Annotated in this window: 21 protein-coding genes; 10 read left to right on the top strand and 11 right to left on the bottom strand. The window is 60.8% G+C overall.

From position 1 onward, the window contains the following. Positions 1-92 precede the first annotated feature (92 nt). From IC757_RS16930 to IC757_RS10050, 5 genes are all read left to right on the top strand, one after another. On the top strand, positions 93-1,475 hold the full coding sequence (locus IC757_RS16930; RefSeq protein ID WP_190974192.1) for a methyl-accepting chemotaxis protein: 1,383 nt from the start codon (positions 93-95) through the stop codon (positions 1,473-1,475). Positions 1,476-1,480: 5 nt separating this feature from the next. Then, a complete protein-coding gene (locus IC757_RS10065) occupies positions 1,481-2,098 on the top strand; it encodes a DUF6436 domain-containing protein (protein ID WP_190974191.1) in 618 nt (205 codons plus the stop codon). Positions 2,099-2,316: 218 nt separating this feature from the next. Next, complete coding sequence (locus IC757_RS10060) at positions 2,317-4,182, top strand: GGDEF domain-containing protein (RefSeq protein ID WP_223846090.1); 1,866 nt, start codon at positions 2,317-2,319, stop codon at positions 4,180-4,182. A 233-nt stretch (positions 4,183-4,415) separates the two neighbouring features. Then, the gene (locus IC757_RS10055) at positions 4,416-5,573 is read left to right on the top strand and encodes a hypothetical protein (RefSeq protein ID WP_190974189.1); all 1,158 of its coding nucleotides are present in this window, start codon (positions 4,416-4,418) and stop codon (positions 5,571-5,573) included. A gap of 12 nt (positions 5,574-5,585) precedes the next feature. Then, a complete protein-coding gene (locus IC757_RS10050) occupies positions 5,586-6,803 on the top strand; it encodes a serine hydrolase domain-containing protein (RefSeq protein ID WP_190974188.1) in 1,218 nt (405 codons plus the stop codon). Here IC757_RS10050 and nqrM read toward each other — a convergent pair. The 8 genes from nqrM to IC757_RS10010 are packed head-to-tail and all read right to left on the bottom strand — an operon-like array spanning position 6,797 to position 14,090. Then, entirely contained in the window at positions 6,797-7,030 is a 234-nt protein-coding gene (gene nqrM / locus IC757_RS10045; protein ID WP_190974187.1) for a (Na+)-NQR maturation NqrM, read from the bottom strand. The genes IC757_RS10050 and nqrM overlap by 7 nt on opposite strands. Before the next feature lie 3 nt (positions 7,031-7,033). Continuing rightward, a complete protein-coding gene (locus IC757_RS10040; protein ID WP_190974186.1) occupies positions 7,034-8,077 on the bottom strand; it encodes an FAD:protein FMN transferase in 1,044 nt (347 codons plus the stop codon). Between the two features lie 2 nt (positions 8,078-8,079). Continuing rightward, on the bottom strand, positions 8,080-9,309 hold the full coding sequence (gene nqrF, locus IC757_RS10035) for an NADH:ubiquinone reductase (Na(+)-transporting) subunit F (protein WP_190974185.1): 1,230 nt from the start codon (positions 9,307-9,309) through the stop codon (positions 8,080-8,082). A gap of 28 nt (positions 9,310-9,337) precedes the next feature. Next, positions 9,338-9,958 (bottom strand): NADH:ubiquinone reductase (Na(+)-transporting) subunit E, encoded by a 621-nt coding sequence (gene nqrE / locus IC757_RS10030; RefSeq protein WP_190974184.1) that lies wholly within the window; start codon positions 9,956-9,958, stop codon positions 9,338-9,340. A 58-nt stretch (positions 9,959-10,016) separates the two neighbouring features. Next, positions 10,017-10,685 (bottom strand): NADH:ubiquinone reductase (Na(+)-transporting) subunit D, encoded by a 669-nt coding sequence (locus IC757_RS10025; protein WP_190974183.1) that lies wholly within the window; start codon positions 10,683-10,685, stop codon positions 10,017-10,019. A gap of 5 nt (positions 10,686-10,690) precedes the next feature. After that, positions 10,691-11,497 (bottom strand): Na(+)-translocating NADH-quinone reductase subunit C, encoded by an 807-nt coding sequence (locus IC757_RS10020; RefSeq protein ID WP_190974182.1) that lies wholly within the window; start codon positions 11,495-11,497, stop codon positions 10,691-10,693. Between the two features lie 3 nt (positions 11,498-11,500). Continuing rightward, positions 11,501-12,742 (bottom strand): NADH:ubiquinone reductase (Na(+)-transporting) subunit B, encoded by a 1,242-nt coding sequence (locus tag IC757_RS10015; RefSeq protein ID WP_190974181.1) that lies wholly within the window; start codon positions 12,740-12,742, stop codon positions 11,501-11,503. Between the two features lies 1 nt (position 12,743). After that, complete coding sequence (locus IC757_RS10010; RefSeq protein WP_190974180.1) at positions 12,744-14,090, bottom strand: Na(+)-translocating NADH-quinone reductase subunit A; 1,347 nt, start codon at positions 14,088-14,090, stop codon at positions 12,744-12,746. Between the two features lie 284 nt (positions 14,091-14,374). On the opposite strand from IC757_RS10010, the gene IC757_RS10005 reads away from it, so the two are divergent. The 4 genes from IC757_RS10005 to IC757_RS09990 all read left to right on the top strand — a co-directional run bounded on the left by IC757_RS10005 (position 14,375) and on the right by IC757_RS09990 (position 20,689). Then, complete coding sequence (locus IC757_RS10005) at positions 14,375-14,851, top strand: flavin reductase family protein (protein ID WP_190974179.1); 477 nt, start codon at positions 14,375-14,377, stop codon at positions 14,849-14,851. 79 nt (positions 14,852-14,930) lie between these two features. Further along, complete coding sequence (locus IC757_RS10000) at positions 14,931-18,143, top strand: DEAD/DEAH box helicase (protein WP_190974178.1); 3,213 nt, start codon at positions 14,931-14,933, stop codon at positions 18,141-18,143. Next, positions 18,140-19,273, top strand: coding sequence for a hypothetical protein (locus IC757_RS09995; protein ID WP_190974177.1), 1,134 nt, complete (start codon positions 18,140-18,142; stop codon positions 19,271-19,273). The genes IC757_RS10000 and IC757_RS09995 overlap by 4 nt, the downstream gene beginning before the upstream one ends. Before the next feature lie 54 nt (positions 19,274-19,327). Beyond that, positions 19,328-20,689 carry an aminotransferase gene (locus tag IC757_RS09990; RefSeq protein WP_190974176.1) on the top strand — a complete coding sequence of 454 codons (1,362 nt, stop codon included), beginning with the start codon at positions 19,328-19,330 and terminating at the stop codon, positions 20,687-20,689. Between the two features lie 9 nt (positions 20,690-20,698). Here the strand turns inward: IC757_RS09990 and bfr are convergent, their stop codons facing one another. Together bfr and IC757_RS09980 are read right to left on the bottom strand one after the other, a co-directional pair. Continuing rightward, positions 20,699-21,169: a bacterioferritin gene (gene bfr / locus IC757_RS09985; RefSeq protein WP_190974175.1), complete on the bottom strand. Its 471-nt coding sequence runs from the start codon at positions 21,167-21,169 to the stop codon at positions 20,699-20,701. A 120-nt stretch (positions 21,170-21,289) separates the two neighbouring features. Continuing rightward, a complete protein-coding gene (locus tag IC757_RS09980) occupies positions 21,290-21,523 on the bottom strand; it encodes a bacterioferritin-associated ferredoxin (protein WP_223846089.1) in 234 nt (77 codons plus the stop codon). A 120-nt stretch (positions 21,524-21,643) separates the two neighbouring features. On the opposite strand from IC757_RS09980, the gene IC757_RS09975 reads away from it, so the two are divergent. Further along, on the top strand, positions 21,644-22,777 hold the full coding sequence (locus tag IC757_RS09975) for an EAL domain-containing protein (RefSeq protein ID WP_190974174.1): 1,134 nt from the start codon (positions 21,644-21,646) through the stop codon (positions 22,775-22,777). Here IC757_RS09975 and IC757_RS09970 read toward each other — a convergent pair. Next, complete coding sequence (locus tag IC757_RS09970) at positions 22,744-23,715, bottom strand: lipid A deacylase LpxR family protein (RefSeq protein ID WP_190974173.1); 972 nt, start codon at positions 23,713-23,715, stop codon at positions 22,744-22,746. The genes IC757_RS09975 and IC757_RS09970 overlap by 34 nt on opposite strands. Positions 23,716-23,737 lie beyond the last annotated feature (22 nt).

Below are 23,737 nucleotides of genomic sequence, written 5' to 3'. Positions count from 1 at the left end.
CCAATAACAACCGCCCGTTCAACTCAAGACTCTGCTCTCGCAGCCGCTATAAAAGCCGATCGCCGGAACGCCGGGAAACCGCCCGTGCGGGAATGAGCCATCGACTGTGGGTTATGCACGCCGCATCGCTTGTAACCCGGGTGCCGATGACGTTTGTGGAGAATCGAGCAATGCAGTGGAACAGGCTGGATTCGGTTGTTTTTGCCGATTACTGGCGCAAGGGCGACCAGATCATGCTGGGTATTCTGGTCCTTCTCGGGGTGCTCAGCCTTGCGCTTGCCGATTGGCACTCTACCTGGACCGAAGCATTGCTGGTGTCCATTCCGACCATTGCGCTGGGGGCGTTTCTGACGTTAGCTCAGGGTGGGGCCTTGATCACGCGGCTGTACATGGCCGCCGCATTCATGGCTTTCACCGCACTCCATGTGCACCAGGGTCATGGAATGATCGAGTTGCACTTTGGCTTTTTTGTGCTCCTCGCTATTCTGATCTACTACCTGGACTGGCGTGTTCTGGTCACGGGTGCTCTCGTGGCGGCCATTCATCACCTGACATTTTACTTTCTCCAGGCGCAGGGTTTCGGCGTCTTCGTGTTCGCTGAGCTGTCAGGTCTGGGTATCGTGTTTGTCCATGCTGCATACGTCGTATTTCAGACTGTTGCCACGGTTCTCCTCGCAAACAAGATGGCTGGGGACTTCATTCTGTCGCGAAATGCAATGTTGAAGAGCGAACGCTTGAGCAAGGCGCTGGGAGAAAAGCGTGCTTCGTTGATGGCGGATGTCGAGCTGGCGATTGGCAAGCTTATTGAGTTCAACTCCGACTTGTCCTCCACCGCCGAGAAGATGTCGACATCGACGGCCCAGCAAGCAGAGAGTTTCGGGACCATCGGGAATTCCATCAACGAGATCAGCTCATCCATCTCCAGCAATGCGGAGAGTGCTTCGGAAACCGAACAGCTTTCGAAGTCCGTGGCTAGCGAAGCTGCAGAAGGGGAGGAGGCTTTGACGCAGACGGTCGATGCAATGGAGAGCATATCGACGAAGATACAGATCATCGATGAGATTGCCTACCAGACGAATTTGCTGGCGCTGAATGCCGCGATCGAGGCCGCTCGTGCGGGCGAGCATGGCAAGGGATTCTCCGTGGTGGCTGCAGAAGTCAGAAAGCTGGCAGAAAGGAGCCAGCTGGCGGCACGCGATATTGGGGAGGTGTCCTCGGCTTCAGTGAAGACCGTGGAGCGAGCGGGCAAGCTTCTCAAAAACCTGGTGCCATCGATCAATCGAACAACCCGGTTGATCTCCGAGATCACGGAAGCAAGCCATCAGCAGTCCTCGGCAGTGCAGCAGATCAACTCAACTACTCGGGAGCTGAACCAGACAGCCCGGGGGAGTGCGGAGTTGGCGGAGAAACTGGCTCTAACCGCACGGGAGATGCAATCCGTGGCACGAGAACTGAAGTCACATACTGACGGGTGAAGGAGTTGAAAGCGACGATTTCTCTTGCCCGGTCACGTCAGAGAGTGTTGGCCGCTGTCCTGGTGGGGTGCTGGGTGGTGGCAATGATTGGGGTCTTCTGGTTCTATCAGTTCAGGGATGTGCGAGTCTTTCTGGAAGAGGATCTGGTTGCTTTTGATGCTTCCAGCATCTCGGGGTTGATTTCAGATCCGTTGGCTGTACGAAGCGAGGTCGGGCTTTTGCTCCATTTCTGGGATCCGGGGTGTGGCTGCACTCGTTTCAGTCAATCTCATGCAAAAGAGGTCATGGAGGTCTACTCCGGGCGCGGCATCGAATTCGGGATCGTGGTTCCGGGATATGCCTGGAAAGCTTCGGCAAAAGAGCACTTCCCCCTGGCGCGAAAAGTTATCGTGGTCGAGGATTTGCCAGAACTGAGCAGTCCTTCTGCGGCAGTGCTGGATGCGGAGAGCCGCCTGGTCTATCTGGGCCCGTACGGAGTGGGGTTGTTGTGCGCAAGTGATGGGCGAGAGCCTGTTGAAACCACGCTGGAGTCGCTTCTGGCGGAGCAGGAGGCTGCCGAATGGCTGAATTTTTCAGTCATAGGCTGTTTCTGTCAATGGCCGAGTACAATGAAGACGACTTGATTATCATTAACCCGGCAACGAAATACCTGCGGTATTTGTTGCACGGCATTTGCGGGACAGCAGCGTGGAGGTCGAATGCTGCTGATGTCAGCAACGGTCGGAGTAACCTGTTGCGGGTTGACATCTGCGTTGAACAACGGCGATGCTTCTCCGTTCACTAAGAGGGACTGGCACCGTGTCAGAATTCACGCCTGTCGCAAATGGGTCGATCCGAAGATATGAGCGGTAAACCGTCATCGGCACGTTACTGGGAGCAGCGTTACCGGGAGGTTCTCGACAGCCTTGAATCCCAGGGGCGCGAAGCAAGGGAGATTGAGTTGCGACTGCGGCGTGCGGTGGCCCACGTGGCCATGGCGGGGCTCGGCAGTGATTCGACACTCAATCAGCATCTTCAGTCCATCCGCCGTCAGGCTCGTTCCAACGGTGACTCGGAAGCTATCGACCGCGAAATAGAAGCACTTCGCCACTTTCTCCGTCGCCAGGCTGATCAGGAAATGCGTCTCCCGTCGCGCAGTGAGGGCCTGGATAGTCTGCTTCGCCGGGTGTTACTGCAATGGCTGCAGTTGCTCAAATCGCATGATCCGGGTGACGGTGTGCTTGCATCCCTGCGATCGCGAATTCCGACGGCCAGCCGTGATGAGCTGGTCAAGACTGCAGCCCTGCTTGAATCGCGAATGCGCGATATCACGGGCGTTGAGCGGCCTTCTCAGCGGAAAGGGATGTTCTCGCGATTCTCCGGCTATTTTGGCCGTGAGTCTCGATCCGAGCCCAGGGCAGTGCGCGGGCTGATTGATCGCCTCGCCGGGCAGCTCGATCAAACCAGTCTGATGGCCATGCGCCAACGTCTGGATCAGGAGGGAGTTCAGGCAGTTGTGCCGGTATGCAAGGAACTGGCCGGGCTGGTCGAGGATGCCATTGAGAAAGCCGAGCAAGCGGCCTGGAAGGCGACTCCCGGCCCTTCAAAAGCCGATGCGGACTTCGGTGCAGCTCGCACCCACGAGGCCGTTGAAACTAAGCGATCGCGAAAGAAGCCCAGCCTGTCCCCCCGGCTTGCCAGCCAGGTGATTGATTCGGTGGACTTGCCCGAGACTCTGGTCGAGCGAGCCCGGGCGCTGGTGGATACGGCGTCGGGGCGATTTGCTGACATCGATGGGATTGGCCACTGGTTGGGTGACCTGGCCGAACTGCTGTCGGACTACCAGTCTTCAGTTGTCGCTGAACGCGAGGCGCTTCGCAACTTTTTGAAGCTTGTGCTCGGCAGACTGTCCGAACTTGAATCGTATTTCAATGATGAACGCAAGCATCGTGAGCGCCGGGTTCAGGCTGGCGAGAAAGTTGACGCGGCGCTGGCCTCGGACCTGGGCAGAATTCGGGACGTCATCGATCGCGGGCCGGAGCTGGGCAAGCTTAGTGAAGCCATTCACGATAGGCTGCGCCGGATCAGCCGCCATCTCGATCGGCGAAAGCAGCTTGAGCAAAAGGCCGGGAAAGCCGCTGAGCAACGTCTTCAGGTCATGGAAAAGCGCATGAAGGAGATGGAGCAGGAGGCCGGGCAATTGCGCCAGCGCCTGGCTCGCGCCCGAGAAGAGGCCAATACCGATACGCTGACCGGGCTGCCTAACCGACACAGTAGCGAACGCCGGATGCAGTATGAAAGTGCCCGTTTCGAGCGCTATGGTCGGCCATTTTGCCTGGCAGTTTGCGACCTTGACGAGTTCAAGCTGATCAATGATCAGCTGGGGCATCATGGGGGAGATACTGCCCTGGTCCAGTTTGCCGACATTCTGCGCGATACGCTTCGAGAGACCGATCATGCCGCGCGCTTTGGCGGTGAAGAGTTCGTGGTTCTGTTGCCGGAAACCAGTCTCGAGGAAGCCCTGTGCTGGGCTGAGCGACTCCGCGCGCGCTTGTCTGAGACAGGATTCGAGTTTCAGGAGAACCGCTATCCGTTGACGCTGTCGATCGGGTTGGCCGCCTGTCAGTCCGGCGAGTCCACCAAGGACCTCTATCAGCGCGCCGACCAGGCCATGTACGAGGCCAAGTCGCAGGGACGCAACCGGGTTGTTGCGGCGCAGGCGGATTGAGCCTTACATGGGTCACTGGGCAGGGCGCGGCCGGTCACTATATGCTTGCCGGGTAGATGAATTGTGATGCGCTTCACGCTGCTGGTGTTCGGTGCTCCCGATTTAGGTCGATGGCATGAATTCGCTGGAGAAATGAGATATGCTTTTGCCTGCAAGTTTCGGATCTGACGCCTGAAACCCCGTCACCATCCGGAGCTGTTTTCCACAACAATTCGAACCAGCGAATAGAGGACATGGATCGATTTCAGTGCGTGGCGATATCACTGATGGTGATCGTGTTGAGCGCTTGCGCCTCGACCGGTCAGCAGGGTGAGGCCGTGCCCGAGCCGCCGCTTGCCCTCGAGGCGCGAGCGGACGTGCCTCTGAAAGCTCATCCGGCACAGGTTACGGAAAGCGAGCATCTGGTCGAAACCGATGTGCGAGCTGAGCTGGCGCAGGATCTGGTTGAGTTCCGCTCGCGTTACTCGGTCGCCAGCGGCGAGCTGATGCGCAACGTGGGCAAGGGATACCGGCAAGGGCAGTCGCTGCCTACCCAGATTGCGCGACAGTCGGTGGAACATGCCGTGCGCGTCTCAACCCCGGGTCGTCTGGGTGCCCCGTTTCGTCTGGGCTTCGACCAGCAGGAGGCGGCCGTTTTGACACTGGATGGGCAGCGCCGTGAGGAGTCTGCCCGCGCTCACCTGGCCTGGGACCCCGAGCCCTTGAAATTTCAGGTGGAGTGGATCCCCCCGCGGTACAAAGCGTCTGGAAATCGGACGCTTGACTGCAGCCTGGAAGGCCGTGTGCAGATGCCTACCGATATGATCTCGCCCGGGTTTGAATCCTTGCTGGATGTTTCTCAGAGTGACTGTGTGGTGCGCGCACCCAATCGGGGCATTGAAGAGCTGCCGGTACAGGCCCGTGGACTGGAGTGGCGTCTGGGCGATGAAATGGGCAGTGCCATTCACGTCAACCGGGTCGAAACTCAGGTCGCAAGGTACGGCCTGCCCGAGGATGCGTCCGGCTACGAACTGGGCTTTCGTCAGCAGCACGTTGTCCAGGGTTGGGAGCTTGAGGCTGATGTGGCCATGCGACAGGCCGAAGGCCGGTCCTATCAGGCAGAGGTCATGAAGGACGAGTCACGCTGGGCGGTGGATCTGCAGCTTCGCCGCCAACTGCAGCGCTTTGCCATGACGGCGCGCTGGATGCAGACCCATGATCCACTCTGGTTCGTGCCGGAGGCCACTCCGATCGGGCGTGAGAGTCTGTCGTTGCTGCTGGATTTCAGCGACTGGATCGAGCACTTCGTGCCGGGAATGAATGCCGGCATGTCGGCCTCGTTCGAGCATACCGAAGACGCCGAGGGGCGTGACGACAACCACGTCCGGTGGGACTTTTCCCTGTCCTGGTAGGGCGCGCGCCCGATGAACAAAACCTCTACCCGCCTCCTGGTCGCCCTCCTTGCCGCCATCGCATCATTCCAGGGGGTCAGCGCGCAGCCAACCATCCTCCCGCAGGATCTCGATGAGCGTTTCGCCACCATACTTGAAGATGAAGGGGTGCCCGGCGGAGCCTTCGTGGTGGTGCAGGGCGATCGCGTGGTACATGCGTCGGCCCACGGGGTTCGCGTCAGCGGCGAGCCCGATCCGGTAGGTGTTCATACGGTTTTCCGCCTTGCATCGGTTTCCAAGACCTTCGCAGCGACGCTCACCGACCTGCTCGTCATCGATGGTTTGCTCGACTGGGACGACCGGGTCGTCAGTCATGTTCCGGAGCTGACCTTCGCTCACCCGGAGCATGCCCGCGAACTGCGCATCCGGCACCTGCTGGGGCAGACCACCGGCATTGTCCCCAATGCTTATGACAACCTGCTTAATGCCAATCAGCCGCTGGAGGTCATCCTGCCCCGGTTCTCGGAACTGGAGCCCATGTGTGCCCCGGGCACTTGCTATACCTACCAGAATGTACTCTTTGCCCTGGTGGAGCCGGCCATTGAAAGAGTCAATGGCCAGGGCTATGAGGCACTGCTTGAGCAGCGAGTGTTGCAGCCGCTGGGCATGCGCAACGCTTCGGTTGGAATGGATGGCTACTGGATGGCTTCCGATCGTGCCGCACCCCATTCTCGCCGCTTTCGCGGCGGCCCCTGGCAAGCAACCGAAGTGACCGAGAATTACTATCACGTCGCTCCGGCCGCGGGTGTAAATGCCAGTGCGATGGACCTGGGGCAATGGTTGATCGCATTACTGGGTCATCGTCCGGACGTCGTGGCGCCGGAGACGGTAGAGCGCCTGACAACACCCGGTGTACGAACCACTCGCGACCTTCGGCGCAGGGCCTGGCGTGACCTGCTGACTGACGCCCACTACGGCCTGGGCTGGCGCATCTATTCAGTCGGAGACAGCGACTTGTATCTGCACAGTGGATGGGTTCGGGGATTCGTGGCCGAAGTGGCTTTCTCCAGGGAGCATCAGATTGGCCTGGGCGTAGTGCTGAATGCCGAAAGCTCGGCCATGGGGAAATTCACAACTAGTTTCTGGCAGGCCGTGCTGTCGGCTGAGCCACCCACAATGCTGGCGGAACAGGCAGATGAACCGGCCCGCGCAGGGGGGAGTGCAGGGTCGGCTGGTTCCAGCGGCTACTGAGTCTGCTTGTCTGACTGGCTACTCGTGGGGATGATGACGGCGTCAGCGTCTTGTTCGGCATCGTCGGCATCGTCGCATTGGGTGGTTCTTCCACAGGTTCCGCATACGCCGGATGCACCGATGCCACCACAGGAGCCCTTGACCGGCTTGTTGGCGAAAATCACGCCCACGGCCATACCTGCAAAGAGCAGGGTAAAGAACAGGATTGCAAGCAGGGTGGTCATCATGGATCAGTACTCCTCCTGGGGAAGATAACCGGCAAAGGCCTCAGTCATGCGTTCTGCAACCGAGTCTCCGTCAATGACCAGCAGCAGTGCGGCCAGTTCGTTCTCCCGCGCAAAGCGGTAGCCCTCGTCGGCACCCATGGCCGTGATCGCCGTGGCCAGGGCATCGGCTACCGTGCAATCGTCATGGACAACCGTAACGGAGACTAGTTCCTCCGGGATGGGGCGACCGATGTGCGGGTCAATGGTGTGAGAAAAGCTGGTCTCACCGTACTCGAAGTAGTTGCGATAGCTTCCTGAAGTGACCAGGGCGCGGTCGCGGACCTCGATGACGCTGAAGATGTCGCGGGTGTCGGGCTCGGGCCGTTCAATGGCAATGCGCCACGGCGTACCATCAGGCCGCTGTCCACGTACGACCATGTCGCCGCCCAGGTCGACAATGAAGTGCTCGATACCTCGTTCCATGAGACGCTCGGCAACCAGTTCCGCGGCAAAACCCTTCGCAATGCCGGAAAAGTCCAGGTAGGCATCGCCTGGCTGGGTCAGCCGCCGTGTGTCCGGGTCGTAGTCCAGTCGCCGCCAGTCCACGCGTTGCAGCGCCTGTTCGATCTCATCTTCAGGCGGCGGCTCGCTGCGCCGGCCCTCGGGGCCGAACCCCCAGAGATTGACCAGCGGGCCAATGGTGGGGTCGAAGTGTCCATCGCTGAGCTCGGCGATATCCAGGGCTGTTTCCAGTACGTGGGCGAATGCTTCGGGAATCTCCATGGACTGTCCGGCTTCAAGCTGGTTGAAGCGTGACAGATCCGAGTCCTCCCGCCAGGTGCTCATCTGGCGGTCGACCAGCTCCAGCGCGTCCTCGATCTCGGACCTCAGGCCTTCGGTTGCCCTGGCCTGCTCCGGCATGACCATGCGTACCGACCAGTAGGTTCCGAGGGCCTGGCCCTGCAGGACGTGTGATTCTGGTGGTGAACTGCAGGCTGCCAGGCTCAGCAGGGCGCTGAGCACCAGCAACAGGCCGCTAACACGCCCGGTAACGCGACACGGAAGCAAAGTCAGCCTCCGAAGTCATCGAGCAGGATATTCTCCGGCTCAACGCCCAGGTCGGTGAGCATCTTGATGGCCGAGGAGTTCATCATCGGCGGACCGCAAAGATAGTACTCGCAATCTTCCGGTGCCGGATGGTCCTTGAGGTAGTTGTCGTAGAGTACCTGGTGAATAAACCCGGTCAGGCCTTCCCAGTTGTCCTCCGGTTGCGGATCGGACAGGGCGAGGTGCCAGGTGAAGTTCTCGTTCTCCTCGGCCAGCTTGTCGAACTCTTCGACGTAGAACGCTTCCCGGTAGGAGCGGGCGCCGTACCAGAAGGTGATCTTGCGGTCGGTCTTGATGCGCAGAAGCTGATCGAAGATATGCGAGCGCATGGGCGCCATGCCGGCACCGCCACCGATGAACACCATTTCGTTGTCGGTGTCCTTGGCGAAGAACTCGCCGAACGGTCCGAACACGGTGAGCTTGTCGCCCGGCTTGAGGTTGAACACGTAGGACGACATCAGGCCCGGCGGCACATCCTTCTTGTCGGGCGGCGGCGTGGCGATACGGATATTGAATTTGAGAATACCCTTTTCTTCCGGGTAGTTGGCCATGGAGTAAGCGCGCACGACCTCTTCCTTGTTGACCGTTTCCAGGTCAAACAGGCCGAAGTGATCCCAGTCGCCCCGGTACTCTTCGGGAATGTCGAAGTCCTTGAACTTCACATGGAAGGGCGGGGCCTCCATCTGCACGAAGCCGCCGGCACGGAAGTCGACTTCCTCGCCCTCCGGCAGCTTGAGCACCAGTTCCTTGATGAAGGTGGCGACGTTGTCATTCGAGATGACCTCGCATTCCCACTTCTTGACCTCGAAGAACTCGGGCGGTACTTCGATCTTCATGTCGCCCTTGACCGGTACCTGGCAGGCCAGGCGGAAGCCTTCCCTCACTTCACCGCGGGTAAAGTGATCGACCTCAGTCGGCAGAATGTCGCCACCACCCTCATGAACCTGAACGCGGCACTGTCCGCAGGTGCCCCCGCCGCCACAGGCTGACGACAGGAAAATGCCCTTTGAAGACAGTGTGCCAAGCAGTTTGTCGCCGGCGCTGGCAATAAGTGTCTTGTCGGGATCGTCATTGACTTCAATGTTGACGTCGCCGCTGACCACCAGCTTGGAGCGGGCGAGAAGAATCACCATCACCAGAAGCAGAACCACGCCGGTGAAGGTGGAAACGCCGAAAATGATTTCCAGAACCATGCTTACTCCTGAATCCTGTCTGCGACGGTTACAGCTGTACGCCGGCGAATGACATGAAGCCCAATGACATCAGGCCGACGATGATGAATGTAATACCCAGGCCCTTGAGGCCGTCAGGCACATCGCTGTACTTGAGCTTCTCGCGGATGGCAGCGAGCAACACGATGGCCAGGGCCCAGCCGACGCCAGCGCCAAGCCCGAAGATCACGCTTTCACCAAAGTCATAATGGCGCTCCACCATGAACAGGCTGGCACCCAGGATGGCGCAGTTGACGGTGATAAGCGGCAGGAAAATGCCCAGTGCGTTGTATAGCTTGGGTACGTACTTGTCCAGCGTCATCTCGAGGATCTGCACCAGCGCAGCAATCACGCCGATGTAGCACATCAGCCCCAGGAAGCGTAGATCAACCGTTTCCAGAGCTGCGATGCCGGTCCATGCCAGCGCACCTTCGTCCAGCACGTTATGGAGGATGAGGTTGTTGACCGGCACGGTAATGGCAAGCGCCACAATGACGGCCACGCCCAGGCCGAGCGAGGTCTCGACTTTCTTCGACACGGCCAGGAACGTGCACATGCCGAGAAAGAATGCCAGCGCCATGTTCTCGACGAACACCGCCCGGATGAACAGGCTCAGATAATGCTCGAACATCGTCAGCTCCCTGCCTGCTTGTCATGAATGATGGTCATAGACTGTTCTCTCATGGCCTTCAGAACGCCTCGCTCGTACGGGTGTTGGGCTTGATGCGATAAGGCTCCTCCTCGACCTGGTCCGGCTTCCAGGCGCGCAGGGCCCAGATGAAAAAGCCGATCAGGAAAAAGGCGCTCGGCGGCAGCAGCATCAGGCCATTGGTCTGGTACCAGCCGCCCTCGGTCACCGGGGTGAGGATATTGATTCCCATAAGTGATCCGGAGCCGAACAGCTCACGGCACACGCCGACGAAAATCAGCACGATGGAATAGCCGATGGCATTGCCGATTCCATCAATAGCTGACATCACCGGTGAGTTGCTCATGGCGAACGCTTCGGCGCGGCCCATGATGATGCAGTTGGTAATGATCAGGCCGACGAACACCGAAAGCTGACGGCTTATGTCGTAGGCGAATGCCTGCAGTGTCTGGTCGACGATGATCACCAACGACGTGATGATCGTCATCTGCACGATGATGCGGATGTTCGACGGAATGTGGTTGCGGATCAGGCTGACCGAGAAGTTCGACAGAGTCATCACGAACAGTACCGCCAGACACATGGTCAGCGTGGTCTGCATGGTTGTCGTGATCGCCAGGGCCGAACAGATGCCCAGGATCTGCAACGCGATCGGGTTGTTGTTGAAGATCGGTTCGAACAGAACGTCTTTTGCTTTCGCTTGTGCCATGTCTGTTACTCCTCGATGGCCACGACCGTGGCCCAGCTGTCGTCGCCGTACTCATCGCGGCGCATGCGCTCCAGGTAAGGACCGAAACCCCGGTCGCCGACCCAGAATCGAACCATGTCATGCACACCGTCGGCGGTAATGGTGGCGCCGGACAGGCCGTCAATCTTGTGTTCGTAGTCAGTCATGTCCGGGCTTGTCGAGCCTTTGATGACCTCGATGGCAACTTCGCCGTTTTCGTCATAAAGCTTCTTGCCGACCCAGTTTTCCTGCCAGCGCGGGTTGTCGATTTCGCCGCCCAGTCCGGGGGTTTCACCGTGCTCGAAGAAACCGATCCCGGCGACGGTATTGGCATCGGGCTCAAGAGCCAGGAAGCCGTACATGGTCGACCACAGGCCGTACCCGTGGACCGGCAGGATGATGCGATTGATGTTGCCGGTTTCATCGCGGGCCAGGAAAACTTCGGCCACCTTGGCCTGGCGTCGGATACCGGCCGGGTCGGGTGACACCTCGCGGCTCTCTTCAGGATCGCGGGCCGCACGGCGCTGATCAAAGTCTTCCGAGCGCTCCACGTACTCTCCGGTTTCGATTTCGACGAATCGCCTTTCGATGTTCTCGAAGGCAGCGCGTATATCCATGCCGCGCTCGTACAAACCGGCGGCCTGAAGGATGTTCTGCTGGCGGAACAGGTTGCGATTGTCCTGCTGTGCCGGGCGAAGGCCCACGGCCAGCGTGGAGACAATCACCGCGCAGACCAGGCACACAAAGAATGCAACCTTCAGCGTATTTCCAATGCTTTCTTTCTGGTTGGCCATGGCTCAAGCTCCTGTCCGCTGCATGCGGCGACGAATGTTGGCCTGGACGACGAAGTGATCAATCAGCGGGGCGCATAGATTTCCGAAGAGGATCGCCAGCATGACACCTTCCGGGAATGCCGGATTGATGACACGGATCAGCACTGTCATGATGCCGATCAGTGCGCCGAAGATCAGTTTGCCGGTGTTGGTCATGGAGGCCGAAACCGGGTCGGTGGCCATGAACACCATGCCAAAGGCAAAGCCACCCAGGCTCAGGTGCCAGTACCAGGGCATGTCGAACATCGGGTTGGTGTCACTTCCAATCATGTTGAACAAGGTGGCCATGGCCGCCATGCCCAGCAACATGCTCAGCATGATGCGCCAGGAAGCGATCTTGGTCGTGAGAAGGACGAGAGCTCCCAAACCTATGAGTAGCAGGGAAGTTTCACCGATCGAGCCCTGTATGCCGCCAAGCGAGGTCTGCATCCACGTCAGGTCCACCCCGCTCATGGTGCCGGCAACGCCGGTAAGGCCTGCGGAATAGTCCAGCCCTCCCTCGAAGGCGAGAGCCAGCGCGGTGGCGCCGGAGAATCCGTCGACGGCTGTCCAGACTGCATCACCGCTCATGTGGGCCGGGTAGGCAAAGAACAGGAAGGCGCGACCCACCAGGGCCGGGTTGAGGAAGTTCTTGCCGGTGCCGCCGAAAATCTCCTTGCCGACGACCACCCCGAAACTGATACCCACGAAGACCATCCACAGTGGAATGGTGGGCGGCAGGATGAGCGTGAAGAGGATGCCGGTAACGAAGAAGCCTTCGTTGACTTCGTGGCCGCGTTTCCAGGCAAACAGCCCTTCCCAGATGAAGCCGCCCAGGTAGGTCACGATGAAGATTGGCACGTAGTAGACCGCGCCATGAAGGAAGTTCGAATACCAGCTCGCCGGATCAAAGCCGGCGAAGAGGGCAACGATATCGGTTCGCCAGCCGGGAATCGGGTCGTAGCCGAACTCGGCAATCTGCAGGTTGGCCTGATAGCCGGTATTGAACATGCCGAAGATCAGGGCCGGCAGTGCGGCAAACCAGACCGTCATCATGACCCGCTTCAGGTCAATGCCGTCACGAATGTGAGCGCTGGTCTGCGTAGTGCTCGACGGGCTGTAAAGCATCGTGTCGAACATCTCATAGAACACGTAATAGCGCTCATACTTGCCGCCCTTGTGAAAGTGCGGCGCGATCTTGTCATCGATATACTTTCTCAGGCCCACGTCAGCCCTCCGCCTCGATGGTTGTCAGTATGTCCCTGAGAATCGGGCCATACTCGTATTTGCCGACACAGTTGTAGGTGCAAAGTGCCAGGTCTTCCTCGACCAGTTCCAGTGCACCCAGAGCCTGTGCCGTTTCCAGGTCACCGACGACCAACGCTCGCAAAAGCTGCGTTGGCAGGATGTCAAGAGGCATGATGGCCTCGTACTGCCCCAGCGGCACCATTGCACGTTCACTGCCGTTGGTGCTCGTGGTGGGTTCGAAGCGCTTGCCGGGCATCAGCTTCGACAGATAGATATTCAACGAGGAGTGTCGCTGGAGCCCCGGTGAGAGATAGCCGAACAACTTGCGATCGTTCCCTTCTTCCAGCACCGTCACCTGATTGGCCTGCTGCCCCAGCCATGCGGTCGGGCCGCTGGCGTTGTGACCATTGAATACCGAGCCGGAAATGATCCGGTTGTCAGAGCCTGTCAGCTCGCCGTCGGTCAAGTCTTCAAGTGAGGCGCCCAGGCGCGTTTTGAGCAGCCGCGGCTTGCTGACCTGCGGGCCGGCCAACGCCACCACGCGATCCGTATGCAGCCGGCCGCTGGCAAACAGGTGACCGATGGCAATGACATCCTGGTAGCCCACGGTCCAGACCATCCGGTTCATGGATACGGGGTGCAGAAAATGAATGTGGGTTCCCACGTTTCCAGCAGGGTGGGGCCCTTCAAAAATCTCTTCGCGCACCGAGTCGCCTTCGAAAGAAGGCAGCTTCGTATCCGCGGCGCGACCGACCCAGACCGTGCCTTCAGTCAACCGCGAGAGAACGGCGAGACCGTTGCGGAAGGCCTGTTCCTGCTCGGCAATGATGACATCGGGGCGAGGTGCCAGCGGATTGGTGTCGATGATGGACACGAAGATGGCTTCCGGCTCGCTATCCAGCGCCGGAACCTTGCCGAAGGGCCGGGTGCGCAGCGCGGTCCATTGCCCGGAGCGGACCAGTTGTTCCTGCACCTTGTCGCGGTCCAGGCCACCCAGGCTGTTTTCCGGGTAGGCGGTAAACTGTTCATCCGAGCCGGTGCCGCTGATATCGATGACGACCGAGAGCAACATGCGGCGATGGCCGCGATTGATTGCCCGTACCCGGCCGGCGGCCGGGGCGGTGTAGAGCACGCCCTCGTTCTTCTTGTCCTCGAACAGAGCCTGACCACGCTTGACGTGGTCGCCCTCGGACACGAGCATTGTGGGTTTCATGCCGGGGTAGTCGCCACCCAGTACAGCGACAGAGCGGACTTTTCGTCCCTGCTCGATTTCCTGGCGTGGTTCACCGGCGATGGGGATATCAAGACCCCGTTTGATCCGAATCATGATGTGGTCTTTAGTAAGTCTGTAGTCGCGAGTGCATGCAGCACGAAATCCGCGGTGCAATAACACCGTCGGACACCCAGGAGCGGCCCGGATTGGCAACACGGCCGCCGTGTCGATTCATCATGCGCTCAAGTCACGACGATACGGCCTTTTGCGGGTCGTTCGTCGTATTATTGACCGATGGTGATCGAGCTGACGTCAACTCCGTATTATCGCTCAAAATCGGTTTCTTGTCATCCGCAGCAGCGCTAAAATGAAGTGAAACCCGTCACGATGCGTTGCCCATGATCCCCGACCCGACTGCCATGCGACAGGCCCTTGGATGTTTTGCAACCGGGGTGACCGTGGTGACTGCGCGCGATGCTTCGCAACAGCCGGTTGCAATGACCGTCAGCAGTTTCACCGGGGTTTCGCTGGAGCCGCCGCTGGTGTTGTGGTGCGCGCAGCGTGGTGTCGCACCAATTGCCGATTTTCTCGCGGCACAGTCCTTCGCCATCCATGTGCTGCACGCCGGTCAACAGGATCTGGCAATGCATTTCGCCCGAGATGTTGCCGACAAGTTTTCCGGTGTCGACTGGCAGGCCGGAGCCGAAGATCTGCCCCTGCTCAAAGGCTGCGCGGCCTGTTTTCAGTGCCGCAGTGAGCGTCACGTGGATGGCGGCGACCATGTGGTGCTGTTTGGTCGGGTCGTGGCCCTGGATCATCACGACGTGGAACCGCTGGTGTTTCATCGCGGGCAGCTGGGTGGCTTCGCTGGCTGATCGGGCATGATGGCCGGGGCGTTTCCAGTCGGTTGATCAATGCCGGTATCATGGCCGGCTTTTGCGCATGATTCAGGACATGAACGCCTCTTCAGCTTTGACCGAAGCCCTGCTGGATGCCTGTACGCCGGGCTGCCTGGCCTCAGCCAAGCGCCTGCAGGCCGCCGGTCGGGTGGAGCCGACGGCCAAAGAAGTGTTGCACGGGTGTCTTGTTGTCACCGGAGTAGTGGGTGAGGGCGACAAGGTCTGGCGCCCCTATGTAACGTTCGAGAATGACCGCCCCGGTGGCGACTGTTCCTGCCAGGGAGACGATATCTGTGAACACATGGCCGCCCTGGTGCTGGCGCTCGGTGAGGAATCGCCGCGGCCGGCGATCGGACGGGGCGGCCTTTACTCGACGACCAACGCTGAGTCCGGGTTGTACAAGGACCGACAGTACATGGCCTATCTGCTGGCCTTGTCCGAAGACGGTGGTGAGCTGAGCGTCTGCCCGTCCAGAGTGGCGGTTTCCAGGGACGGGCCGGTGGTCACGCCGTTTTCACTCAAGCGGCTCGCCGATGACGTGCAGCCGGCTTATGTCAGCGATCTCGATCTCGATATCCTGCACGCACTGACCGACCACGTCATGGCGCAGACGGGGCTCTCCTGGTATCCCCTGGGGCGAGGCAGCACCTCCTTGTTGCAAGGCATCGTCGCGACGGGCCGCTGCCACTGGCGGGCCGTCGAAGGTCCGCGCCTGGAGATGGCCGACCCGGTTGCTGCCCAGGTGCGCTGGGAGCTGCTTTCCAGCGGACAGCAGCAGATTCACTGGAGTGCTCCCGGCCCGGACGGCGGACAGGTCTTGCCGCTGTTGCCACCCTGGCTGCTCGATGAAACCACGGGAACATGCCGCATCATGGATGCCGGTATCGATGACTCGCTGGCTGCCCGTCTGCTGTTATTCGGCCCCGTCGCCCCGGACCAGGTCGATACTGTCATCGATCTGCTCGATGAGGCGCCGGCGTCTTTCCCGCGCCCCCGTCGATTGCCCGTGCGCTACTCGCAAGACCAGTCGATGGTGCCGGTGCTGCATCTTGTGCGGGCACAGGTGGCTCGCTCCAGCGGGTTCGAAGATACGGCCGCCGCTCGCCTGCAGTTTGATTACGGGGAGTTGAAGCTGGACTGGGACGACGAGTACGACTCCAGGCTTGATGGCGAGGGGGCGGTCATCCGGGTGGCCCGCAACCGGAAGCGGGAGCAGCAGGTCACCGAGCAGTTGCGACAATTTGGCCTGATACCGCTCAATGAGATCACCGGGCGGGATCACGAGCCGGGCGAGGGCGGCCTTTGGGTGGCCGTTGACCGCCGCCAGGTCGTTCAGACCTGGGTAACTTTGCAGACCGAGATGAAGGCGCTTGCCGGATCCGGCTGGGAAGTGCATCTGGCCGATGATTTCGCGCCGGAGCTGATCGAGCCGGATCAATGGTATGGCGATCTGTCCGAGGGCGAGAACGACACCGTCGAGCTCGATCTGGGCATCATCTGGCGTGGGCAGCGCCTGTCTTTGTTAGCGGCGCTGCTGGCTTGGGTCGAGCATGTGCCGGAGGCAATGCTGCGCCAGCTGCTCGCTTCCAGAGGCGCGGATCGGCCCGTTCATTTGTGGCTGGATGAGCGACGCATTGTCCTGGTGCCGGCCGAGCGCATTGCAGCGGCCATGCACGCATTGACCGAAGGGGTCGTTGATGCATCCGGCCGGGGGATGCTGCGCGTGCATCGGGCGCGTCTTGCCGAGCTGGCCGCAACCGCTGAAGCCTGGCCGCCAGGACAGGAGAGCTCGGAGGATGATCTCCAATGCCGGCTGGCTCGCCTTGAGCATCTCGAGCCGATGGATCCGCCGGCCGGTTTTCGGGCCGATCTACGCGATTATCAGCGACAAGGACTGGGCTGGCTTCAATTTCTGCGGGAGGCTGGATTCGGTGGGGTGCTGGCCGACGATATGGGACTGGGAAAGACCATTCAGGCCCTGGCCCATGTGGTCACCGAAAAGGCGGCCGGCCGGCTGGAACACCCCTGCCTGGTCATCGCGCCGACCAGCCTGATGTTCAACTGGCGTGCCGAGGCCCGGCGCTTTGCGCCGGATCTGCGCCTGTTGACCCTGCATGGTGCGCGTCGGCACGGCTTGTTCGGATGGATTGACCGCAGCGATCTGGTGCTGACTTCCTACCCGCTGGTGCTGCGTGATATCGACCGGTTGCGGGAACAACGCTGGCACCTGCTGATTCTCGATGAGGCCCAGGCCATCAAGAATCCCAGGGCGCGAGTCAGCCGCGAGGTGCGCACGCTGGATGCGCGTCATCGACTCAGCCTGACCGGCACCCCGCTGGAGAATCGGCTGGAGGAGCTGTGGAGCCAGTTCGATTTTCTGATGCCCGGGTTTCTGGGGCGGCAAAAGGACTTCCGCCGGCGTTTTGCCCTGCCGATCGAACGAGACCGCGATGAAACCCGACGCTCCGAATTGGCGATGCGCGTGCGGCCCTTCATGTTGCGGCGCAGCAAGGCCGATGTCGCCCCGGAACTGCCGGCGAAAACTGAAATGACGCGCGCGGTGGTGCTCGATGAAGATCAGCAGAAGCTCTATGAGCGCGTGCGCTTGATGCTGCATGAACGAGTGCGGCAGGCCATCCAGGCCCGGGGAGCCGAGCGCAGTCGTGTGGTGGTGCTCGACGCCCTGCTCAAGCTGCGCCAGATCTGCTGTGACCCGCGATTGCTCCGGCATGTGGACGGAGCCGACCAGGTGGGCTCGGCCAAAATGCGCTTGCTGATGGATCTGCTGCCGGAACTGGTGGCCGAGGGCCGTCGGATTCTGGTGTTTTCCCAGTTCGTGAGCATGCTCGACCTGATTGCCGAGGCGGTGGCCGAGGCCGGCATCGAGCATGTTCGTTTGACGGGCAGGACGCGCAACCGGCAAAAGGTCGTAGAGCGTTTTCAGGGCGGTGATGTGCCGGTATTCCTGATCAGCCTGAAAGCCGGAGGAGTGGGGCTCAACCTGACGGCGGCCGATACCGTGATTCACTACGATCCGTGGTGGAACCCGGCGGCCGAGGATCAGGCCACTGACCGTGCACATCGGATCGGCCAGGGGCAGAAGGTCTTTGTCTACCGTCTGCTGACCGAAGACACCATCGAGCAGCGGGTCGCCGAAATGCAACACAGCAAGCGGGGGCTGGTCGAGGGGCTTTTTGGGGGGCAGGCGGATACGCCTTTGCGCGCCGAAGTTATCGAGGCGCTGCTCGCGCCGCTGGAAGCGCCATGAACGCAGAGATTGTTCGTGCCCTGGTCGACCAGTTGGTGGCTCGCGATGGCGTCTATCGTCCGCTGGAACTGCTCAAGCTGGTCAGGCGCCTGGACGCGCGCGATGAGCAGTGCTGGCGACGGGGTGAGATCGGACTGCTGGAAAACAGCCTGTACGGTGACCCGCAGTGCAGTGCCGAGTTGCTGCGTGTCGCTGCCGAATGGGCTCGGCGGCTGGAGCTCGTTGGCGAGCGTGACGACTCCGGCGAGGGGGAGGGTCGGCGGATCTTTCGTCGTGGCACCGACGATGAATTGGCCCGCACCCATTGGTGCCGGTCCCGGACCAGCCAGCAGGGAGACCTGTTCATGGATAATGCCCGCGGCACCGCGCGCAATCGCTTGCAAAGAGCACTGATTGCCGGCGACCGCGAGCGTGCGGAACGGCACCTGGCCGAGATGGCGCGAGAACATGCGGGTGACCAGGCGCTGACCGATGCCGAGCATCTGGTCGGGGCGCTGTTGTGGCTGGATCAGCCCGGCGATACCGAGGCCCGAACACGGGCCATGGAAGAGGAGCTGGTGCCGCGTGCGCGCAGGCTGCTGGGAAGTGCCGATGCCAACGGCTATCTGGCGCGCCTTTGGCGCGGTCTGGCCGGGCAGGTGGATGCCGAGAAGCTGCCGGGCATGGCGTCCGCGCTCTACGAGCGCGCCGGCGACTGGGACCGTGTGCTCGCTATCCTCGATGGCAAGCCCGAAGCGCTGAATGATGCCGACCTGCTGGCGCGCACGGCCAGGGCCGGGCTGGCCGGCAATCGGCGGGAAACCGCCTGGAAGGCCCTGGCAGCATTGTGCTGGCAGGCACCGGAGGCGGCCGAAGCCTTTTTCGAACACAGTCGTGATGCCGAGGTTCAGCGACGCATTGAAGCGTTCTGGGACCTGGAGCCGCCGTTGACGATCGAGTTGTTTCCGGCCTGGCTGCTGACGCAGTCATTTGCCTTGCCGCCACTGCACGAGGATGATTCGCGCGGATCACAGGCGCTGGCCCTGGTACGTGGCATCAAGTCGCGGCCTGGAGCGCAGGCTCCGCGGAAGCGACTGGCCGAGCACGAACCCGGGCTGATGCGCCACTGGCTGGCCGCCCGGGGTGATTGATGGGGGCGAGCCAAGTACAATCGAACTCTTTGTGAACTGCAGGACCTGACTTTCATGACCCGAAGCGATGAGCTGTCCAGGCTAGACCTCGACCACCTGTTTCACCCCTCGACCGACCTGAGAGGACACGGCCAGTCCGGACCGCTGATCTGGGACCGGGGTGAAGGCGTCTATATCTTCGATACCGAGGGACGGAAATACCTGGAAGGCATGGCCGGTCTGTGGTGCACTGCCCTGGGCTACGGCGAAAAGGAGCTGGCACGGGTGGCCGCAGAGCAGACCGAGAAGTTCTGCTACGGGCCGTTGTTTGCCGGCAAGTCCAACGAGCCGTCCATTCGTCTGGCCGCGAAGCTTTCCGAGTGGGTGCCGATCGAGAATGCACGATTCCTGTTCGGATGTTCGGGCTCGGATGCGAATGACACGCAGGTCAAGCTGATGCGCTATTACTACAATGCCATCGGCAAGCCGCACAAGAAGAAGATTCTCTCGCGCTTCAATGGCTACCATGGCGTGACCCTGGCCTCGGCGGCATTGACCGGCCTGCCGGCCTTTCATCGACATTTCGATCTGCCGGGTGACGATGTGATTCACCTGACCGCTCCGCACCACTACCGCCAGGCCGAACCGGGGGAGAGCGAAGAGGCGTTCTCGCAGCGCCTGGCCGATGAGCTCGAAACAGTCATTGAACGGGAAGGGGCCGAAACCATTGCCGCCTTCATCGCCGAGCCCCTGATGGCTGCCGGTGGCGTGATACCCCCGCCGGCGGGATACTTCGAGAAGATTCAGCCGATTCTGGCCGCCAACGACATTCTGTTCATTGATGATGAAGTGGTCTGTGGTTTTGGGCGCACCGGCCACGACTTTGGATGCCAGACTTGGCAGATCCGGCCGCATACCATGACCATGGCCAAGGCTTTGTCTTCGGCCTATCAGCCGATATCCGCGGTGGCCGTGCCGCCGTTCATGTACGAGGCCATCGAGGAGGCCGCCGGTGGCGTGGGAATGTTCGCCCATGGCTTGACCTATGCCGGCCACCCCGTGGCCGCTGCCGTGGCCCTGCGTAATCTCGAGTTGATGGAAGAGCGGGGCGTGATGGAGCACGCCGCGCGCATGGGTGACTACCTCGAGCGGGCATTGGCGCCCCTGGCCGACCACGAGCTGGTCGGGAACCTGCGCGGCAGGGGGCTGATCGCCGGACTGGAACTGGTGGCCGACAAGGCCAGTGGTCAGCCGTTTGCCGCCGAGAGGAAGATGGCATTCAAGGCCGCGGCGTCCTGCCTGGACGAAGGGCTGGTGGTGCGGGCCTTGCCCGGAGACACCATCGCGATCTGCCCGCCACTGATCATCACCGAGCAGCAGATCGATGAACTGGTCGAAAAGCTGTCACGCGGGCTGGATCGCTTGCGTCACTCTTGACGCTTTCGGTCAGTCGCCCATCTGCGACTGCAGGTAGCGCTCCTCGCCGATGCGCTCGACCAGTTCGAGCTGGGTTTCGAGCCAGTCGACGTGACCTTCCTCGTCTTCGAGAATGGTCTGGAACAGGTCCCGGCTGACATAGTCGCGGACCGATTCGGCGTACTCGACTGCATTGCGGTAGAGCTCGATGCCTTCGTGCTCCAGTTCGAGATCGCAACGAATGGCCTCGATGGGCCCTTCGCCGACTCGCAGTCGGCCCAGGTCCTGCAGGTTGGGCAGGCCGCCGAGAAAGAGAATGCGCTTGATGAATTCATCGGCATGCTTCATTTCGTCGATGGATTCCTCGTATTCCTTTTCGGCCAGCTTCTTCAGACCCCAGTCCTCGTACATGCGCGAGTGCAGGAAATACTGGTTGATCGCCGTCAGTTCGGCCTTGAGTGCCTGATTGAGAAACTCGATGATCTTGCGGTCGCCCTTCATGATGCGGTTGACTCCTGCTTGGGGTTCATTGATACCGACAAGGATAACGCGAACTGTGAGATGTTGTGTGAGACGCGAGTGACGGCCCCGTCTGATTTCCGGGCCGAGCAGGCTCGGCGGTCATGCCATGACGGGCAGCCGGGGGAGTATGCGCGAAGGTGGGAGAAGTCCGCCGTGTGCGTCTTTCAATGCTTGATCGAGCAGTTCTGCCGCGTGGTCGTGGCAGGTGCCGCAACAATCGGCAACACCGATCCTGGACTGCAATTCTGCAATCGTGGTGCAGCCCTCGTCGACCAGTTCAAGCAAGGTGCGTTCGGTGACGGCATTACAGACACAAACATACATGGTCGACATTATACACAAATGATAATCATTGTCAATACGGTTCCTGTTCCCGTCCGGATCATCGGCAGACTACTGGTGTGAGCTGGAAGGGAGTACACTAGCCCCAGTGCAATCATGCCGGAAGGGGTCATGCAGCAAGGCTTTTACCTTGAGAGTTCCGGAAAGGATGCCAGTCTGCCCAGGCAGCTTTCGCTGGACCGATTCCCGGCACTGATCGGTCGCCATCCTGATTGCACCGTCAATCTTTCGGTCGATCGCATCTCGCGCCGTCATGCGCGGATCGAGCAGCATGATGCCGGGCTTGTGATCGAGGATCTGGGCAGCACCAACGGAACCTACGTCAACCACCAGCAGATCAATGCGCCGACGGCGCTGCGCGTTGGTGATGTCTTGCATCTGGCCGATCACGAGTTTCGCCTGATGCTGGGCAAGCGGGCCGTGGCCGATTCCGGGCAGGCCGATGAAACCATGGTCGGGGTCAAGGCGCTGCCGCGCGATTTTCCATTGAAGATGTCGGCCTTTCTGGAATTGCTCGACAAGGAGCAGGTCACGGCCTTCTGTCAACCTATCGTGACGGGCCAGGGAAGGCCTTTCGGCCAGGAACTGCTGGGCCGCAGCGCCCACCCCGGCCTGGATGGCGGAGTCGGTGAGCTGTTTGCACTGGCGTCGGCACTGGATTGCGAAGTCCGGCTCAGTCGCCTGTTGCGACGGCAGTGCTTTGCGGCTGCCGACCGGGCGGGCATGCGTGAGCCGCTGTTTTTCAACAATCATCCTGCCGAGTGTGAAGACCTTGATGACCTGATGGCGGAATTGCACGAGCTGCGCAAGCGATTTCCCGATCTGGACCTGGTGTTCGAGGTCCATGAGTCGGCGGTCACCGATCTGGCCGTCATGGGAGATGTCAAACGCGAGCTGGCCGGCATGGGCATCGCCCTGGCCTATGACGATTTCGGCGCCGGTCAGGCGCGCCTGCTGGAACTGGCCGAGGTGCCGCCGGACTTTCTCAAGTTCGACATGGCGCTGGTCCGGGATCTGGTTGAACGTGATTCAGCCCGCTATCGCATGCTCGAAAGTCTGAACAGCATGATCCGGGGCATGGGGGTGAGGACACTGGTCGAGGGCGTGGAGCTGGATGAAACCGTGGAGTTATGCCGCGAGATCGGCATCGACTTCATGCAGGGCTTTCACTTTGGCCGTCCGCGTCCACTGGAGCCCGAATCGCCCACGCGCTACCACCACACTGAAAACGACAGCGCTCCGTAGCTCTGGTCATCGATCTGGCCGACGAACTCGCGGGTACGCCAGACATGGGAGTAGGCCAGGCGAAACACGCCCCGCGTGTAGACGGCACCGGCGAAGTACTCCCCGACCTGGCGCTCGATACTGACACCGCTGACGCCGCCAAAGCTGTTGCCCTGAAGAAACAGGTCGCGAAAGACCTGCCGGCCTTCTGCGCCAATGAAGAAATAGAACGATGATTCCTGGGCGCCTTCGGCACGGAAGTAGCTGCTTCCCGAAGCCGCTGGCGTGATGCGCGGCGGGCCGTAATCGTCGGGCAGGTTGTAACCGAAGCGGGCAAATCCGCCGACCGTGGCGTGGGAGTGGGCGTTGCCGGCGGTAATGCCGGCCAGCCAGGACATATCGAAGCCGAATTGCTCGGGCTCGGCACGATCGAGAAATCGCCGGATGCGGTCGTAACCGATCTGCACCGTGGGTTCGTTTCTCAGTTGGGTTTCCCAGCCGATCGGAGTGGGGGAGTCGATCAGTTCATGCGCATATTTCTGGACCTGCCGGCCCAGTGCCGCCGGGCCGGCGATGCCCAGGCCGACCCGGACGCGGTCGGCACCGTGTGAATGCAGCGTACCGGTCGCGAACTGGGTATAAAGCCAGGCGGCGTAGGGGCGGTCGTCGGGCGGAAAGCGCGGATTCTCGATATCGGCCGGGGTATAGATATTGTGTCCCACCGACAGCCGGTAGGGCAGGACATCATGGTCGTCAAAGCCGGGGAAGCGGGAGGCGATCGATTCAAGCCACGAGGGCGCCTGACGCGCCTCGGCAATGCGCGAAAGACGGATGCCGCTGGTGTAGAAACGGTCCTCCCCGGCGAACAGGTCGTTCTCGTATTCGACCATCCAGATTGCGGGCTCGCGCTCTGGCGGCTCGCTGTCGATAGGCTCGTCTCCGGCCTGTGCGGCAAGCACATGTGCCAGTAGGCAGAGCGCT

Origin of the sequence: Wenzhouxiangella sp. AB-CW3 (assembly GCF_014725735.1) — a bacterium.
GTDB lineage: Bacteria > Pseudomonadota > Gammaproteobacteria > Xanthomonadales > Wenzhouxiangellaceae > Wenzhouxiangella.
The sequence above is the reverse complement of the archived record's forward strand: the minus strand, read 5'-3'. Positions and strand labels throughout refer to the sequence as shown.

Bases quoted from the DNA above. Each gene is read 5' to 3' on its own strand.
- IC757_RS16930 (WP_190974192.1), top strand. From the start codon at position 93: ATGAGCCATCGACTGTGGGTTATGCACGCCGCATCGCTTGTAACCCGG.
- IC757_RS10060 (WP_223846090.1), top strand. From the start codon at position 2,317: ATGAGCGGTAAACCGTCATCGGCACGTTACTGGGAGCAGCGTTACCGG.
- IC757_RS10055 (WP_190974189.1), top strand. From the start codon at position 4,416: ATGGATCGATTTCAGTGCGTGGCGATATCACTGATGGTGATCGTGTTG.
- IC757_RS10050 (WP_190974188.1), top strand. From the start codon at position 5,586: ATGAACAAAACCTCTACCCGCCTCCTGGTCGCCCTCCTTGCCGCCATC.
- nqrM (WP_190974187.1), bottom strand. From the start codon at position 7,030: ATGATGACCACCCTGCTTGCAATCCTGTTCTTTACCCTGCTCTTTGCA.
- nqrF (WP_190974185.1), bottom strand. From the start codon at position 9,309: ATGGTTCTGGAAATCATTTTCGGCGTTTCCACCTTCACCGGCGTGGTT.
- nqrE (WP_190974184.1), bottom strand. From the start codon at position 9,958: ATGTTCGAGCATTATCTGAGCCTGTTCATCCGGGCGGTGTTCGTCGAG.
- IC757_RS10025 (WP_190974183.1), bottom strand. From the start codon at position 10,685: ATGGCACAAGCGAAAGCAAAAGACGTTCTGTTCGAACCGATCTTCAAC.
- IC757_RS10020 (WP_190974182.1), bottom strand. From the start codon at position 11,497: ATGGCCAACCAGAAAGAAAGCATTGGAAATACGCTGAAGGTTGCATTC.
- IC757_RS10010 (WP_190974180.1), bottom strand. From the start codon at position 14,090: ATGATTCGGATCAAACGGGGTCTTGATATCCCCATCGCCGGTGAACCA.
- IC757_RS10005 (WP_190974179.1), top strand. From the start codon at position 14,375: ATGATCCCCGACCCGACTGCCATGCGACAGGCCCTTGGATGTTTTGCA.
- IC757_RS10000 (WP_190974178.1), top strand. From the start codon at position 14,931: ATGAACGCCTCTTCAGCTTTGACCGAAGCCCTGCTGGATGCCTGTACG.
- IC757_RS09995 (WP_190974177.1), top strand. From the start codon at position 18,140: ATGAACGCAGAGATTGTTCGTGCCCTGGTCGACCAGTTGGTGGCTCGC.
- IC757_RS09990 (WP_190974176.1), top strand. From the start codon at position 19,328: ATGACCCGAAGCGATGAGCTGTCCAGGCTAGACCTCGACCACCTGTTT.
- bfr (WP_190974175.1), bottom strand. From the start codon at position 21,169: ATGAAGGGCGACCGCAAGATCATCGAGTTTCTCAATCAGGCACTCAAG.
- IC757_RS09980 (WP_223846089.1), bottom strand. From the start codon at position 21,523: ATGTCGACCATGTATGTTTGTGTCTGTAATGCCGTCACCGAACGCACC.
- IC757_RS09975 (WP_190974174.1), top strand. From the start codon at position 21,644: ATGCAGCAAGGCTTTTACCTTGAGAGTTCCGGAAAGGATGCCAGTCTG.